Consider the following 13458-nt stretch of genomic DNA (forward strand, 5'->3'; position numbering starts at 1 on the left):
CTCGCTGCCGCGCGCTGCACGGCCACGGCTAGCCGCTTCTTGTCGGACCAGGGGGTCCGATCCTCATTCTCCGCCCGCGGAGCCTTCCGGCACTCGCGCCCACTTTCTTCCTGATTTCTGCGGTTCTTCCGGTTTCCGGGGACACCCCGCCACTGCCTGGCCCTCACCACCCCGCATCCCCGCACCATTCCCGCGGCTGCTCGACGTGCCTTCGCCACTGCCGGCGACGGCCGACCCTGCCCGCACCCCCGAGAGGACCTCCTGTGAAGTTGAGCGAACTGCTGGCCGGGCACGACCACGAGGTCCTCCTGGGCGATCCGGAGACGCACATCACCGCGGGAACGTGCTTCGACGCCCATCGCGTCTCGCCGGGGTCCCTGTTCATCGCGGTGCCCGGTCACCGCGAAGGCGGCCCCGAAGCCGTCGGCCCCGCCCTGGCGCGCGGCGCCGTGGCGGTGCTCGTCGACGCCTCGATGGCCGACCTGCCGGCGGCGGTACAGGTCACCGGGGCCGGAGTGTGCGTCGTACAGGTCCCCGACGCGCGTACTGCGGCCGCGGTCGTCACCTCCCGCTACTACGGCGAGCCCGGGCGCGAGATGGACATGGTGGCCGTCACCGGCACCAACGGGAAGACCTCGGTGTCGTACATGGTGGAGTCCGTGCTGCGGATCGCCGAACGCGCGCGGGTGGGCGTGATCGGGACGGCCGGCAGCCGCATCGGCGATGAGCTGATCCCCATGCCGAGATCAGTGCTGACCACCCCGGAGTCGCCTGACTTCCAGTACCTGCTGGGACATATGCGCGACCGCAAGGTGGGCACCGTGGTCCTGGAGGCCACGTCGATGGGCCTGCTGACCCACCGGGTGGATCACGCCTTCCTCGACGTCGGCATCTTCACCAACCTCACCCAGGACCACCTGGACGACCACGGCACCATGGAGAACTACCGGGATGCCAAGCTGCGCCTGTTCCAGGGGCTGTGCCGACGCGCAGTAGTCAATGCGGACGACCCGGTGGGAGCGGGAATCGGCGCGATCATGCCCGGCGCGGTCACGACCTACGCCCTCGACGCCGAGGCCGACTACCGGGCGACCGACCTGAGCATGGACGCCTTCGGAACGCGCTTCACCCTCCAGCACGCCGGAAGCAAGTACCCGGCGGCGATCCCCGTACCGGGGCGGTTCTCGGTGGCCAACGCGCTGGCCACCGTGGCGGCCTGCCACCTTCTGGGACACGACCTGGCCGGGCTGGTCGCCGCACTCGACCGGATGCCGCCGGTCCCCGGACGGTTCGAACGATTCCAGACCGCCGGCGGTACATCCGTGATCGTGGACTACGCCCACTCCCCCGACTCGCTGGAGAAGGTGCTCACCGCCATCCGGGAATTCGCTACGGGAGACGTCATCACCGTCTTCGGCTGCGGCGGCGACAGGGACACCACCAAGCGCGCGCAGATGGGTGAGATCGCCGGGACCCTCTCCGACATGGTTGTACTCACCTCCGACAACCCGCGCTACGAAGACCCCGAGGCGATCCTGGACCAGATCACGCCCGGCCTGGTGGCGACCGGGACGCGCTTCGAGCGGTGCGCGGACCGCCGCCAGGCCATCGACTTCGCCCTGTCCATCGCCGGATGTGACGACATCGTCCTCGTCGCCGGGAAGGGCAGTGAGCCGTACCAGATCGTCGGCGAGCAGCTGCTGGCGTTCAGCGACATGGCCACGGTGCGTGAACTCGCCGCTCGGCAGTAGCAGTTACGTACTGCATGCCGGCCGCCGCACGACGGCTGTGCGAAACCGGCGCAGTGCACCGGCCGGCAGATCACTGCCCGGCTGCGTGCGGCAGCTTGACGAGGCTGCACCACACCGCCTCAGTCGGCCTCACCCGAAGGGTGGCCCCCGCGAGGCCGACGGCCATGCCGATGGACGCCTTCGACGCGGCCTACGACGCCGGCGTCCTCAGGCTGCGTACCCCGGCCGCCGATCAGGCCGAGTCCCGCAAGATCGCTGTCCGCGGCGGGGGCGCCGCAAGGAAATCCGCAGCTGAGACCCCATGGGGCGGGAACCCGGTGGTAGCCCGCGGGGGCGGGCACGCCGCCCGGAGCTCACCGCGAAGCCGTGGCCCCGGCTCCCCGGAACGGCGGCAGTGCGAAGATAATTTCTCTCCTGGCCCCGGAAAATCTGTCGCGTCAAAGGTAGAAATTGAGACTCGGCATGGCTAGAGTTTCTTCCGTAGCTGACGAAGTCAGCGATACGCGCCAGAGACGAACCGGCGCGAGCAGTACACGGCACGGCCATGGAGTCCTGGGGTCACGAAGTGCAAGAAGATCTCAGGTCTGATGACCGGGCCGGGCGGCCCCCGGGGTCGCCCTGCAGCACCGAATGTTCAGAGCAGTACGACCCGACGAATCAGAGAGGAGCAGACGCCATCAGGATCGCCCGGGCGAGGATCCGGTTCGCCCGGGTACCGCAGACCCCGATTGGAAGGTGGTCCCCGGTCACACACTCGCGATCCCCGCACATCCGGTCTCAAGGACGGACACGCGGAATACGAAAGCCAGCGCACAGCGCCGGCAGATGGTGTTGATACCCCTCGGGGCCCCGGTGTGTACGCACTGGGGCCCCTCGACGCGTTCCAGAAAGAGGTGCAAATGCCCCCAGAAACCCCGCCGAACACCACCGATCGATTCGATGACGACGACTACCCCGCCTACACCATGGGACGCGCCGCCGAGATGATCGGCGCCACACCCGGTTTCCTCCGGGCGGTCGGCGAAGCCCGGCTGATCACCCCGCTGCGGTCCGAAGGCGGCCATCGCCGCTACTCCCGCTACCAACTGCGCATCGCCGCTCGCGTGCGCGAACTCGTCGACGGCGGCACGCCGATCGACGCGGCCTGCCGCATCGTCATTCTGGAAGACCAGCTCGAGGAAGCCCTGCGAATCAACGATGAACTGCGCCGGCCCACAGCAGACTCCGGCGGAGTCGCCGGCTCCTGACTGACTCCCCCACTGACTCCCCCACTGACTCCTGAGCATCGGCGAGGCCTCGCCCCGGGGCGCGGGACGCCCGGACAGGCCTCGCGTTCGCATGCCCGACGCGGCGGCGGCCGCGCAGCCCGTTCCGCCCAGACGGGTTACGCGCACCCGAATATCTATTGCCGCAGGCACAGATATTCGGGCAATGTGCGATGAGGGTTTATGGCGCGGCGGGCAGAGTGATATTACTCGCCGCGCCCGGTCGCTCGCGCCGTGCTACCGTTGTTCTCAGTTGCAGTTGTGGTTCCCAGAGACTTCAAGTGCCCGTGCCGGTTTCATCGCCGGAGCGTGCACTTTTGTATTTCCGGAGTTCTTTCCGGACGGGGCAATCATCGCGGCGACGCGGAGCTCGCACAGTGCGGGCCCCGAGCACTGCCCCGAAGGAGATATGACATGGCTACTGGCACCGTCAAGTGGTTCAACGCGGAAAAGGGTTTCGGCTTCATCGAGCAGGACGGCGGCGGCGCTGACGTCTTCGCCCACTACTCGAACATCGCCGCCCAGGGCTTCCGTGAGCTGCAGGAGGGCCAGAAGGTGAACTTCGACGTCACGCAGGGCCAGAAGGGCCCGCAGGCGGAGAACATCGTCCCCGCCTGACGCTGACGCGCAGACGTAGCTGGGGCCCGCACCTTGGGGTGCGGACCCCGGCTCGTTGCATTCCCCGGGCCGGCCATACCGCAGCGACCTCACATACGGCGAGACGCAATACTTTTCCTCACCGTACGGCGGACGATCCGCCCACATAGCTCCTGCCGGACCCAGGTCCGCCCGATCCCCATGATTTTGCATCCCAGTCACTGCGGTGCATGTCAGTCATTTTGACGCATCCGTCCCCGTCTTTTTCGACGGCGGCCGGACTTCGCTTTTGCTTCGGCTCGTTCTCGCAATTCTCCATGCCGCTCATTGCTGCCGAGAATTCCTGGATGCGTGCCGCATCGAGGAAGGTTTGCATTGAACCGCACAGCTCGCACGAACGACCGCTACTCCCGCACCCGCAAGGGCGGTACCGCCGGTTCCGGCAAGGGCGGCGGCTTCCGTTCGCAGTCGCAGGGACGCCAGGGCGCCCCGGGCCGCTCGGGTGCCCCCAGCCGCTCCGGCGGCTACGGACGCCGTCCCGCCGCACTGCAGGGGGAGTTCGCGCTCCCCGTCACCATCACCCCGGCGCTGCCCGCCGTCGCGGCATTCGCCGACCTGGACATGCCCGCGCCCCTGCTGGCGGCGCTCCGCACCGAGGGCATGACCGTGCCGTTCCCGATCCAGGCCGCAACTCTTCCGAACACTCTGGCCGGCCGGGACGTTCTGGGCCGCGGCCGCACCGGCTCGGGCAAGACCCTCGCCTTCGGCCTGGCCCTGCTGGCCCGAACCGAGGGCAAGCGCGCAGAGCCCCGGCAGCCGCTGGCTCTGGTCCTGGTTCCCACACGGGAGTTGGCCCAGCAGGTCACCGACGCGCTCACCCCGTACGCCCGTTCGCTGAGGCTGCGGCTGGCCACCGTCGTAGGCGGCATGTCGATCGGCCGGCAGGCCGGAGCCCTGCGCGGCGGGGCCGAGGTCGTCGTCGCGACGCCGGGACGGCTCAAGGACCTCATCGAGCGCGGCGACTGCCGTCTGGACCGTGTCGGCATCACCGTCCTGGACGAAGCCGACCAGATGGCCGACATGGGCTTCATGCCCCAAGTCACCGAACTGCTCGACCAGGTACGCCCCGAGGGTCAGCGGATGCTCTTCTCCGCCACCCTGGACCGCAACGTCGACCTCCTGGTCCGCCGGTACCTGCACGACCCGGTGGTCCACTCCGTCGACCCCTCGGCAGCCACGGTCACCACGATGGAGCACCACGTACTGCACGTCCACGGTTCCGACAAGTACGCCACCGCCACCGAGATCGCAGCCCGCGACGGCTCGGTGATCATGTTCCTGGACACCAAGCATGCCGTGGACCAGCTCACCAAACACCTGCTGCACAGTGGCGTACGGGCCGCTGCGCTGCACGGCGGCAAGTCCCAGCCCCAGCGCACGCGCACTCTCGCCCAGTTCAAGACCGGCCACGTCACTGTGCTGGTAGCCACCAACGTCGCGGCCCGCGGGATCCACGTCGACAACCTCGACATGGTCGTCAACGTCGACCCGCCCAGCGACCACAAGGACTACCTCCACCGCGGCGGCCGCACTGCCCGAGCCGGCGAGTCGGGAAGCGTCGTCACCCTGGTGCTGCCCAACCAGCGCCGTGACATGACCCGCCTGATGGCCGCCGCCGGCATCACGCCGCAGAGCGCCCAGGTCCGCTCCGGTGAGGCCGAACTGAGCCGGATCACCGGCGCCCAGGCGCCCTCGGGTGTTCCCGTCACCATTGCGGCACCGGTGGTGGAGCGCCCCAAGCGCAACGCCTCCTCCAACGGTGGCCGGCGCAGCCGCAGCGCCCAGGCCCGCCGCTCCCCCGCTTCGTCCCAGGGGCGGGCCGGCACCGCGAAGCGCCCGTCCTCGTTCACAAGCGCCGCATGAAATCGCAGCCGTGGCCGTCGCCGCGACCCATTGATCCACCGAACACGGAAGGTGTCCATTGACGCTGATTCTCACGCAGCCGCGCCGGACGGACCGCATCGGGCTGACCGCCGCCGACGCCATGTCCTCACCGGGACCGCAGGTCGGCGATGACATGATCGTCGATGACGCTCTGTCCGTCCTCATCGGCGCCGGCGAGGGGCACCTGATCGTCCGCGGTGAGGACGACCGCTGTGCCGGTCTGGTCTCCCGGGCCCAGCTCACCGCGTACCGCAGCGGCTCCTGGTACTCCGAGGACACGCGGTTGCGGGACATCGTGCACGACCGGGGACCGTTCACCCTGTCAGAAACGTCGCTGCTCGAAGCGGAATACGCCATGCGGGCCCGAAAGCTCGGTGCCTCACCTGTGGTCGACGAGGACGGATACATCCTCGGCGTCCTCACCCTCACACGCTGATCTCCCCCGGCCGGCATTCCGTGCCCGCCCTTCCCTCCAACCCTGTTGAGGCACTATGCGCTGCGTAATCGCCCGCTTCCCCTTCGACCTGGTCAAGAGTGATGTTCAGGCATCGATGACCGGCATCAAGCCCGAACCCGTCACCGGTGAGTCCGTGACCATCGGCCGCCGCACCTTCCCCGTCAAGCAGGTGGGCGAAGTGATCACCAGGCAGGATCGCCGCGACTTCACCACCGGTGAAATGACCAGGGCCCTGACGCGTCTCGGCTTCACCTGCCACACCGCCCCCGCGGTCGTCCCAGCACCCGTCCTGAGCCCGCTCGAGACGGCGTCAGCACAGCTCGGAACAACCGCGCACATGTGACCGGGACCGGCGGGGACTGAGACCGGACACGACTGAGGGCCCGACCGGCAAACCGGTCGGGCCCGCATCAGTTGTGGGGGCTGTTTCGGGAACTGGGTCCCGGAAGTGCCCCGGCTCCGGGCGTCAGCCGCACCTACGTCCGTTGTTGATACAGCTCACTGCGTTCCTCATCAGCGACGAGGACATCACGTTGATGAAGTCACCATGGTCCGTGACCGGCTTGTGCAACTGCTCGGGGAAGCTGTCCACGGCGAACACCGAGCCGGGCGAAATCTTGTACGTGATCCGCTGGACCAACTGCGGGATGGCCCGGAATCCCTTGGGGCACGAGCCGTTGGCCCGGGCGAAGGCCACATGCGTGCGATGGTTCGCACTGTCGGTGTTCTGGCCGTCCCAGCAGCTCTGGAACTTGAACGTACGCACCACATCGCTGCCCCGCGGGCACAGCGGATACTTGTCCTTCAGCTGTCGGTTCTCGAAGCCGGTGCAGCTCCATGAGGCGTTGGCGTTGGCCGTTCCGTTGGTGAACGCCTTGGCATCGCCGGTGATGATGCGCAGGAACGTGGGCATCGCCGTGACTTTGCTGACGGGGCTGCCGCGGAAGGTGAGTTGGACTGAAGCGGGCTGCAGAATGCGTCCGACGTTCCCGTCCTGTCCTCCGCCGGGGAGGTTCACGTCACCTTCGTTCTTTCCGTTGCGCAGTCGCAGGACCGGCCAGTAGTGGGTGGAGCGGTCTCCGTTGGTGCATGTCGTCCCGGCGGTGGCGAGGTCGTCATTGCTGGAGAAGGCGTCGGTCTCGAGATTGCCGACGTAGTCGTGCATGTGGTGCGCGCCGTTGCTGACGCCCGGGGCGACGATCACGTTGTCGGGGTTGAAGTGCTTGTTCTCGTTGCGTCCGCAGCGCGACTTGAAGGTGCCACGGGAGGCACTGCCCTGTACGCGGGGGTTGGCGACATTGGGCCGTACTTTACGGATGTCCACGAAGTCCGACCTTCGGGGACCGGTCTGCGCCTGACCGCCTGCAGCCGGAGCGGACGCACCCGGGGCAGGGGCGCTCGGAGCAGCGGCGCCAGGAGCAGCCGCGCCCGGAGCGGGGGCGCCGGAAGCCGCGGCGTCGGACCCGGACGCGGAAGCGGGGGCCACGTCGTCCCGCTTGACCGTGCAGGACGCCAGCGATTCCAGTCCTTGCGGGCTGGTCGAGACCCGGTCGATTTCGGCCGCGATGCGGTCCAGCGTGCTGCGGCGCTGGGACGACAGCGGATCCAGCACCTGCGTGCGCACCCAGTTCTGGTCGGCTTTCGCGCCGCCTGCGGCGAGTTGCCCGTAGGCATCTGCGACCTGGGTGTCCATCTGCGCCAGTTCATTGTCCACAGCGGGCCGAGCCTCCTGCGGCACACTCGACAAACGGACTGCGACGTCAGGACAGTTGATGGTCATCGGCGCCTGCGCCGCCGCCTGCTGACGCGCGGCTTTCGCGGACTCCCGGCTGGCCGAGGCGCTGTTGTCGGTCATCAGGAGAGCCCCGCCCCCCACGGCCATGGCTGCCACGGCGGCGACTGTCATGCCGATCCATCTGGACCGCTTGTGTCTCTGTCTGTACCTCACAAGTCCGCCCCTTTTTGATTGCCTTCGCACACCGGGGACTTGATGCCCTCGGCCGAGTCAGCCGTGCCCTCGCCCCCTCGGGAGGAGGCACAGCACAGCACCGAGAGATACGGAAACGACCACGGTTCTGCTCAGCAGGTACTGAAGATGGTTGAAAGTCCGTGGCGCGCCAGGCGGGTATCGAGAGGCCCTGCTGCCCGCAGGGGTCGTGCCTCTGAGCGGTTCGGGCGCGGCCACGACCTGCACGGCATCATCACGCGACGGGGGCCCCGAACGGCCCGCTCAAGTCCCGTACGTAGGTGATCCCCGGGCGACCGCCCAGCAGAATCTCGCCGGTGGGTAGGAATCCCGTACGGTCCAGCACGGCTCGCGAGCCCGCGTTGTCCAGCGTCGTCACGGCCCGCAGCGAGGTCAGACCGTACTCGGCAGCAGCAAGGGCGCATGTCTGGTGGACGGCGGTCGTGGCCAGGCCTCGGCGGGCGGCCTTCTCGGCGATCCGGTACCCGAGCTCGGCAGAACCGTCTGCCACATCGATCAGGTTGACCCGCCCCAGCACCTCCCCGCCGCTGCCCACAAGCACGTGGAAGAAGTGCAGCCCGGCGGCCTGCTCGGCGAGCAGGTCACTGTGCCGGGCGTCGAAATGGGTGAAGTAGTCGTCGCCACGGTCCGGAATCGACGCCGCGAAGTAGGCCCGATTCTCCTGCTCGAACGCGAGTAGGGCGGGGGCGTGGTCGAGGCGAAGGCGCTGCAGTGCGGGCATGGGAGAACGTTACGCATTCTCCGCCTCGGGCGAGTGCGGAGGTGTGGCGGTGGGTCGGCGCGCTCCGTTGGACCGAGATAGGTGCGCCTGGCACGCAGCCCAGGTCCAGGCCGGAGATGCCTGGCCGTAGCCGGACTGTGATGCTCAAGTTCTCCTCAGATGTAATGACGGCGTGACGGTCGAGTCCTTACTGTCCTCCCTACGCAGCTCGCGCGCGACGCGACAACGACGATCGTCGTCACGCACGAGATGGGCTTCGCACGGTCCGCCGTGAACCGGGTCGTGCTCGTGGCCGACGGCAAGATCGTCGAAGAGGCTTTGCCGGATGAGTTCTGCAGCAACCCGCGCAGCGGCCGGGCCAGGGACTTCCTGTCCAGGATCCTGCACGCCTGACGCGCGAGGCCCTGCGGCGACGCCCTTGCCCCCAACCGTCGAGTCTGCCGAAGCTGTTGATACGAAGGATGTTTCACGATGAAGCCCTGCAAGTCCGCCGCACTCGCGGCGATCGCCGTGCTTGCGGTCGCCCTCACGGCAACCGCCTGTGACAGCGAGTCCGGCAGTGCCGGTGACGTGCCCACCGGTAGCTCGGACAGCGGGGACCAGCCGACGCTGCCCACTTACCAGGTCGCCAAGAACGTCAAGATCGACTCTCCGACCCTGAAGAAGGCCCGGAAGGCCGGCAAGCTCATCATCGGCGCCAAGAACGACCAGCCGTTCCTCGGATTCGAGGACGCAGACGGCAAGCGGTCCGGCTTCGACATCGAGATCGCCAAGATGATCGCCGCCGACCTCGGGTTCTCACCGGAAATGATCGAGTTCAAAACGGTCGACACCCGCAACCGCGAGGCCTCCATCTCCGCGGGCGAGGTCGACCTGTACGTCGGCACGTACACGATCAACGACGAGCGCAAGAAGAAAGTGGGATTCGCCGGCCCGTACTACACGGCGGGCGCCGACCTGCTGGTCCGCCGGAACGACGGGACGATCAGCGGTCCGTACTCCCTTCAGGGCAAGACGGTCTGCTCGGTCAAGGGCTCAACCGCGATCAAGGAGATCAAGAAGCCCGATTACAACACCACGACCGTCGAAACGTCCAAGTACAACGAGTGCGTTCAGAAACTGCTCGACGACAAGGTCGATGCCGTCACCACGGACGATGCCATCCTCATGGGCTACGCAGCCCAGCGCCCGGAGAAGCTGAAGGTCGTGGGGAGCCCGTTCACCGAGGAGCCCTACGGCATCGGCATGAACAAGGATGACAAGGCGCTGCGTGACGCGATTTCGGACGCCATCGAGGCGCACGACAAGAACGGCGATCACAAGAGGGCGTACGACGCGACGCTTGGTCTGTCCGGCTCCCGATACGGCGGGGCGTCGATGGTCGAGCGCTACTGACGGTGCGGACGGCCCATCGGGCACCTACCTCGACGGCGCGGCCACCCTCGTAGGCGCTTCGAGAACGCGAAGACCGTAGCCCCGGTGCGGCTTTGGCGTGCGGCAAGTGCGGCGCCGATGCCGTGCTCAGCCAGGGGCAGGGCGTGGCGCGCCCGAGTTCGACGGCGGTGCGCTCGCCGGAGGCGCGGACATGCCGGAACCTCCTCGATGATCGATTGGCACCTGGTCGACGACGAGCTGCACAGCCACTTCAACGAGCAGCTCAGGACGATGGGCGCCTTCCTGATGGGGCGCGTCACCTATGAACTCATGGCCGGGTTCTGGCCAACCGCCGACACCGCGGCGCCTCGCGCATACTCAGGGTCGGTCCCTGAACGCCGTTCGCGCGACCCCCAGTGCGTCGAGCCGCGACATGAGCCGAGCCTCTTGCTGTGATGTGACGGCAATCCACAGGGCTGTTCCCGTATCGCTGGCGCTGAAGATCAGCCGACCCTGCCGCCATGCCTCGGTATGGATCGTGTAGGGGGCCAACGTCAGCAGCACGTCGAACTGCACGTCGTCGCGGACATCGATATCAATCCCCATTCCGAGATCGTCCTTCGCGGACCCGACGCCATCGGCCACAGCGTTCTTGGCCATCAACAGTGCGCGCTCGTAAGTGGGCACCACCTCCTGTGGCCAGGCGTCATCACTGTAGGCATCGAGGTGAGCGGTCTCGATGCTCTCTCGCAGAACGCGAATCGCCTCACGATGAGCACTCACCACGTCTGCGGCGTCCAGACCACCTCGGAGAAAGAGTTCGTGACGCGGGCCATCGTTGCGATTGATCATGCGGCTGAGCTTCTCACGCGCGGTGACCGTCAGAATTCCACGGCTACTACTGACCGTTCGCGTGGCTGTCCCCCGTCGCAGGCGGCAGAAAGGCGTGCAGCCATCTCTCCGTGTGAGCGACGTGGGTCGCCGCCGCACTGGCAGCGGCGACAGGGTCCCGATTGGCGATCGCGATAGCAATCGCCCGGTGCTCCGCGTCGCTTGCCCGCTTGATCTCCGCGCTCTCGGGAAGCGTGAACACCTGGTAGGCGCGAGAGCGCGCGCGGAACACGCCGAGCAGGGATTCCAGAGTCGGGTTGCCTCCGATCCGGGCGATCGCCGAGTGGAAGCGGTGGTCGATCTCGGAGATCTTGGATGCGTCCTCCTTCGCCTCCAGGGCCTCCATCGCCTCGATGTGTCCGAAGATCGCCTTCAGCGTTTCTGGGGTCACACGAGCAGCCGCCTGGGCAGCGACGTGGGATTCAAGAACGCGCCGGAGTTCGTACACCTCGAGCAGCCCGCTCAGCGGCAGGAGATCGACGGTCAACGACAGGCTGCCGATGATGTCTTCAGGCCGCAGCTGGGAGACGTAGGTGCCCGAGCCGTGACGCGGCTCGACGATACGCAGCGCCACGAGCATCCGCACCGCCTCGCGGAGGGGTCCCCGGGACACACCGAGCTCCTCGCACAACTCGTTCTCGGGCGGAATACGCTCCCCCGCGCCGAGACGACCGGTGGCGATCATGTGCCTGAGGCCGTGAAATGCCTTGTCGACTGCGGACATCGCTTCCTCCCGGGATGGCCCGGCAGCTTCGCCCGACCCCGAACAGTCTACCGAGTCATCAGACAGTGCATGCGGATCAACAGGAAGTCATTAGATGACTTGGCGAACGGACGGCACGCGTAGCACTCGCGTTCCGATCAGGACCAGAAACCAGGGGCAGTAGGTGCGCAGCCGCAAGCGCTGCAACGGCGGGTAGTTCGATAGTTTCTGCGCCACTACCTCTTGCTTTACGAGGTCATATTCAGTGATCAGTACAGGATGGCCGGTCAACCGTGGGCTGTCAGTCTGACGCGTCCTTACGAAGTGGGCGCGAGGCTATTGCTCCTCGCTGGAGCAGCGTGCCAGGATGCCGCCCAAGTCGTCATACCTCTTCTTAGAAACATCTGATGTCACACGCTGATCTGGAAGATCACGGGAGATCGGGAGTCACGTGAGCGAGACCGACCTCACCCCAGCACCAAGTCCGCTGCTCCTCCCGGACGGCCGGGCCGCCGCGGAAGCCTGGTCGCTGGACCCCGAGCACAGACATCTCAACCACGGATCGTTCGGGGCGGTTCCGGTCGTCGCGCAGGACGAACAGAACCGGTTGCGCAGGGAGATGGAACGATCCCCGCTGGTCTGGTTCCCGGCGCTGCCCAGGCGGGTCGCGACTGCCAGGGCTGACATCGCCGCGTTCCTGCGCGTCGCCATGGAAGACCTCGCTCTCGTACCGAATGCGAGTGGCGGCGCAAGCGTCGTCTACGCGAACCTGCCGGTCAGACCGGGCGGCGAGATCATCGTGACGGACCATGGCTACGGAGCCGTCACCATGGGCGCCCAGCGCCTCGCGAGACGCTGGGGCGGCACCGTCCGCACGGTGCGGGTTCCCCTCGACGCCGACGAGAAGCAGGCCTACGAGGCCATGGCCGCCGAACTCAGCGACGCGACGGAACTGATCGTCGTGGACCACATCACTTCGGCAACCGCGCGCCGGATGCCCGTGGAACGGATCGGCGCGGAGGCGCGAAGGCGTGGCATCCCGCTCCTCGTGGACGGGGCGCACGTTCCCGGCCTGATCGACGATCCTCTCTCAGGTCTGGACTGCGACTTCTGGATCGGCAATCTGCACAAGTTCGGCTGCGCCCCCCGTGGAACGTCGGCTCTGGTCGCCCGCGGACCGCTGCGCGACGACCTCTATCCGCTCATCGACTCCTGGGGCGCCGCCGATCCGTTCCCCGAGCGCTTCGACACCCAGGGAACCGTGGACGTCACCAGCTATCTGGCGGCGCCGGCCTCCCTCGAATTCATCGAGCGCACGTGGGGCTGGAAAACGGCGCGTGCCTACATGCGGGACCTGGCCGACTACGCGGAGCGGATCGTCGGCGACGCGTTCGCCGAACTCACCGGTACAAGCAGTGCGGTCGACGTCGGTATGCCGGTCAACGCCTTGCGGCTGGTGCGTCTGCCCGCGGGCCTGGCCACCAGCCATGCCGCCGCCGACGCGCTGCGCGACCGGGTGTCGCAGGAGCTGGGCGTCGCGGCGGCGTTCACCAGTTTCGACGGCGTCGGCTACATCCGCCTGTCCACGCACGTGTACAACACGGCCGCCGACTTCGAGTACTTCGCCGAGCGCTGCGTCCCAGTGCTCGGCGAATGGGCCCGCACCGCGGACGCCGCACCGTAGCGAACCGCCGAGAACCGTAGAGCCGCGCGAGGCACGTTCCCACCCGACGCTGCTTTGCGGAATCACACCTATGGAGGAGGACAG

Annotated in this window: 12 protein-coding genes and 2 pseudogenes; 10 read left to right on the plus strand and 4 right to left on the minus strand. The window is 67.4% G+C overall.

Translation table 11 applies throughout. The annotated features are described in order from the left end of the window. Positions 1-263: 263 nt before the first annotated feature. The 6 genes from ACFYWY_RS26345 to ACFYWY_RS26370 all read left to right on the plus strand — a co-directional run bounded on the left by ACFYWY_RS26345 (position 264) and on the right by ACFYWY_RS26370 (position 6357). Positions 264-1751, plus strand: a complete 1488-nt coding sequence (locus ACFYWY_RS26345; RefSeq protein WP_389190491.1) for a UDP-N-acetylmuramoyl-L-alanyl-D-glutamate--2,6-diaminopimelate ligase — start codon at positions 264-266, stop codon at positions 1749-1751. Between the two features lie 899 nt (positions 1752-2650). Next, positions 2651-2998 carry a MerR family transcriptional regulator gene (locus ACFYWY_RS26350; RefSeq protein WP_389190492.1) on the plus strand — a complete coding sequence of 116 codons (348 nt, stop codon included), beginning with the start codon at positions 2651-2653 and terminating at the stop codon, positions 2996-2998. A gap of 432 nt (positions 2999-3430) precedes the next feature. Then, the gene (locus ACFYWY_RS26355) at positions 3431-3634 is read left to right on the plus strand and encodes a cold-shock protein (protein WP_069775160.1); all 204 of its coding nucleotides are present in this window, start codon (positions 3431-3433) and stop codon (positions 3632-3634) included. A gap of 354 nt (positions 3635-3988) precedes the next feature. Continuing rightward, positions 3989-5536 (plus strand): DEAD/DEAH box helicase, encoded by a 1548-nt coding sequence (locus ACFYWY_RS26360; RefSeq protein WP_389190493.1) that lies wholly within the window; start codon positions 3989-3991, stop codon positions 5534-5536. Positions 5537-5594: 58 nt separating this feature from the next. After that, the gene (locus ACFYWY_RS26365) at positions 5595-5993 is read left to right on the plus strand and encodes a CBS domain-containing protein (RefSeq protein WP_389190494.1); all 399 of its coding nucleotides are present in this window, start codon (positions 5595-5597) and stop codon (positions 5991-5993) included. A 55-nt stretch (positions 5994-6048) separates the two neighbouring features. Next, entirely contained in the window at positions 6049-6357 is a 309-nt protein-coding gene (locus ACFYWY_RS26370; RefSeq protein WP_389190495.1) for an SCO5918 family protein, read from the plus strand. A gap of 123 nt (positions 6358-6480) precedes the next feature. On the opposite strand, the gene ACFYWY_RS26375 is transcribed toward ACFYWY_RS26370, so the two are convergent. Beyond that, positions 6481-7920: a DUF1996 domain-containing protein gene (locus ACFYWY_RS26375; protein WP_389190496.1), complete on the minus strand. Its 1440-nt coding sequence runs from the start codon at positions 7918-7920 to the stop codon at positions 6481-6483. 295 nt (positions 7921-8215) lie between these two features. After that, on the minus strand, positions 8216-8722 hold the full coding sequence (locus ACFYWY_RS26380) for a GNAT family N-acetyltransferase (protein ID WP_389190497.1): 507 nt from the start codon (positions 8720-8722) through the stop codon (positions 8216-8218). 204 nt (positions 8723-8926) lie between these two features. On the opposite strand from ACFYWY_RS26380, the pseudogene ACFYWY_RS26385 reads away from it, so the two are divergent. The 3 genes and pseudogenes from ACFYWY_RS26385 to ACFYWY_RS26395 form a co-directional block, all read left to right on the plus strand. Beyond that, a pseudogene (locus tag ACFYWY_RS26385) lies at positions 8927-9115 on the plus strand (amino acid ABC transporter ATP-binding protein); the annotation flags it as partial. Between the two features lie 78 nt (positions 9116-9193). After that, the gene (locus ACFYWY_RS26390; RefSeq protein WP_389190498.1) at positions 9194-10117 is read left to right on the plus strand and encodes a glutamate ABC transporter substrate-binding protein; all 924 of its coding nucleotides are present in this window, start codon (positions 9194-9196) and stop codon (positions 10115-10117) included. A 195-nt stretch (positions 10118-10312) separates the two neighbouring features. Further along, positions 10313-10453, plus strand: a pseudogene (locus tag ACFYWY_RS26395) (dihydrofolate reductase); the annotation flags it as partial. Between the two features lie 21 nt (positions 10454-10474). On the opposite strand, the gene ACFYWY_RS26400 reads toward ACFYWY_RS26395, so the two are convergent. Beyond that, positions 10475-10948, minus strand: a complete 474-nt coding sequence (locus ACFYWY_RS26400; RefSeq protein ID WP_389190499.1) for a hypothetical protein — start codon at positions 10946-10948, stop codon at positions 10475-10477. A 46-nt stretch (positions 10949-10994) separates the two neighbouring features. Then, the gene (locus ACFYWY_RS26405; protein WP_389190500.1) at positions 10995-11711 is read right to left on the minus strand and encodes a FadR/GntR family transcriptional regulator; all 717 of its coding nucleotides are present in this window, start codon (positions 11709-11711) and stop codon (positions 10995-10997) included. 430 nt (positions 11712-12141) lie between these two features. On the opposite strand from ACFYWY_RS26405, the gene ACFYWY_RS26410 reads away from it, so the two are divergent. Further along, positions 12142-13374 carry an aminotransferase class V-fold PLP-dependent enzyme gene (locus tag ACFYWY_RS26410; protein WP_389190501.1) on the plus strand — a complete coding sequence of 411 codons (1233 nt, stop codon included), beginning with the start codon at positions 12142-12144 and terminating at the stop codon, positions 13372-13374. Positions 13375-13458: the final 84 nt, after the last annotated feature.

This window comes from Streptomyces sp. NPDC002870 (assembly GCF_042888505.1).
Lineage (GTDB): Bacteria > Actinomycetota > Actinomycetes > Streptomycetales > Streptomycetaceae > Streptomyces.

What these genes read in the sequence shown, in the direction of transcription:
- ACFYWY_RS26350 (WP_389190492.1), top strand. Translation starts at nt 2,651, where the DNA reads ATGCCCCCAGAAACCCCGCCGAACACCACCGATCGATTCGATGACGAC.
- ACFYWY_RS26355 (WP_069775160.1), top strand. Translation starts at nt 3,431, where the DNA reads ATGGCTACTGGCACCGTCAAGTGGTTCAACGCGGAAAAGGGTTTCGGC.
- ACFYWY_RS26370 (WP_389190495.1), top strand. Translation starts at nt 6,049, where the DNA reads ATGCGCTGCGTAATCGCCCGCTTCCCCTTCGACCTGGTCAAGAGTGAT.
- ACFYWY_RS26375 (WP_389190496.1), bottom strand. Translation starts at nt 7,920, where the DNA reads ATGACAGTCGCCGCCGTGGCAGCCATGGCCGTGGGGGGCGGGGCTCTC.
- ACFYWY_RS26380 (WP_389190497.1), bottom strand. Translation starts at nt 8,722, where the DNA reads ATGCCCGCACTGCAGCGCCTTCGCCTCGACCACGCCCCCGCCCTACTC.
- ACFYWY_RS26390 (WP_389190498.1), top strand. Translation starts at nt 9,194, where the DNA reads ATGAAGCCCTGCAAGTCCGCCGCACTCGCGGCGATCGCCGTGCTTGCG.
- ACFYWY_RS26400 (WP_389190499.1), bottom strand. Translation starts at nt 10,948, where the DNA reads ATGATCAATCGCAACGATGGCCCGCGTCACGAACTCTTTCTCCGAGGT.
- ACFYWY_RS26405 (WP_389190500.1), bottom strand. Translation starts at nt 11,711, where the DNA reads ATGTCCGCAGTCGACAAGGCATTTCACGGCCTCAGGCACATGATCGCC.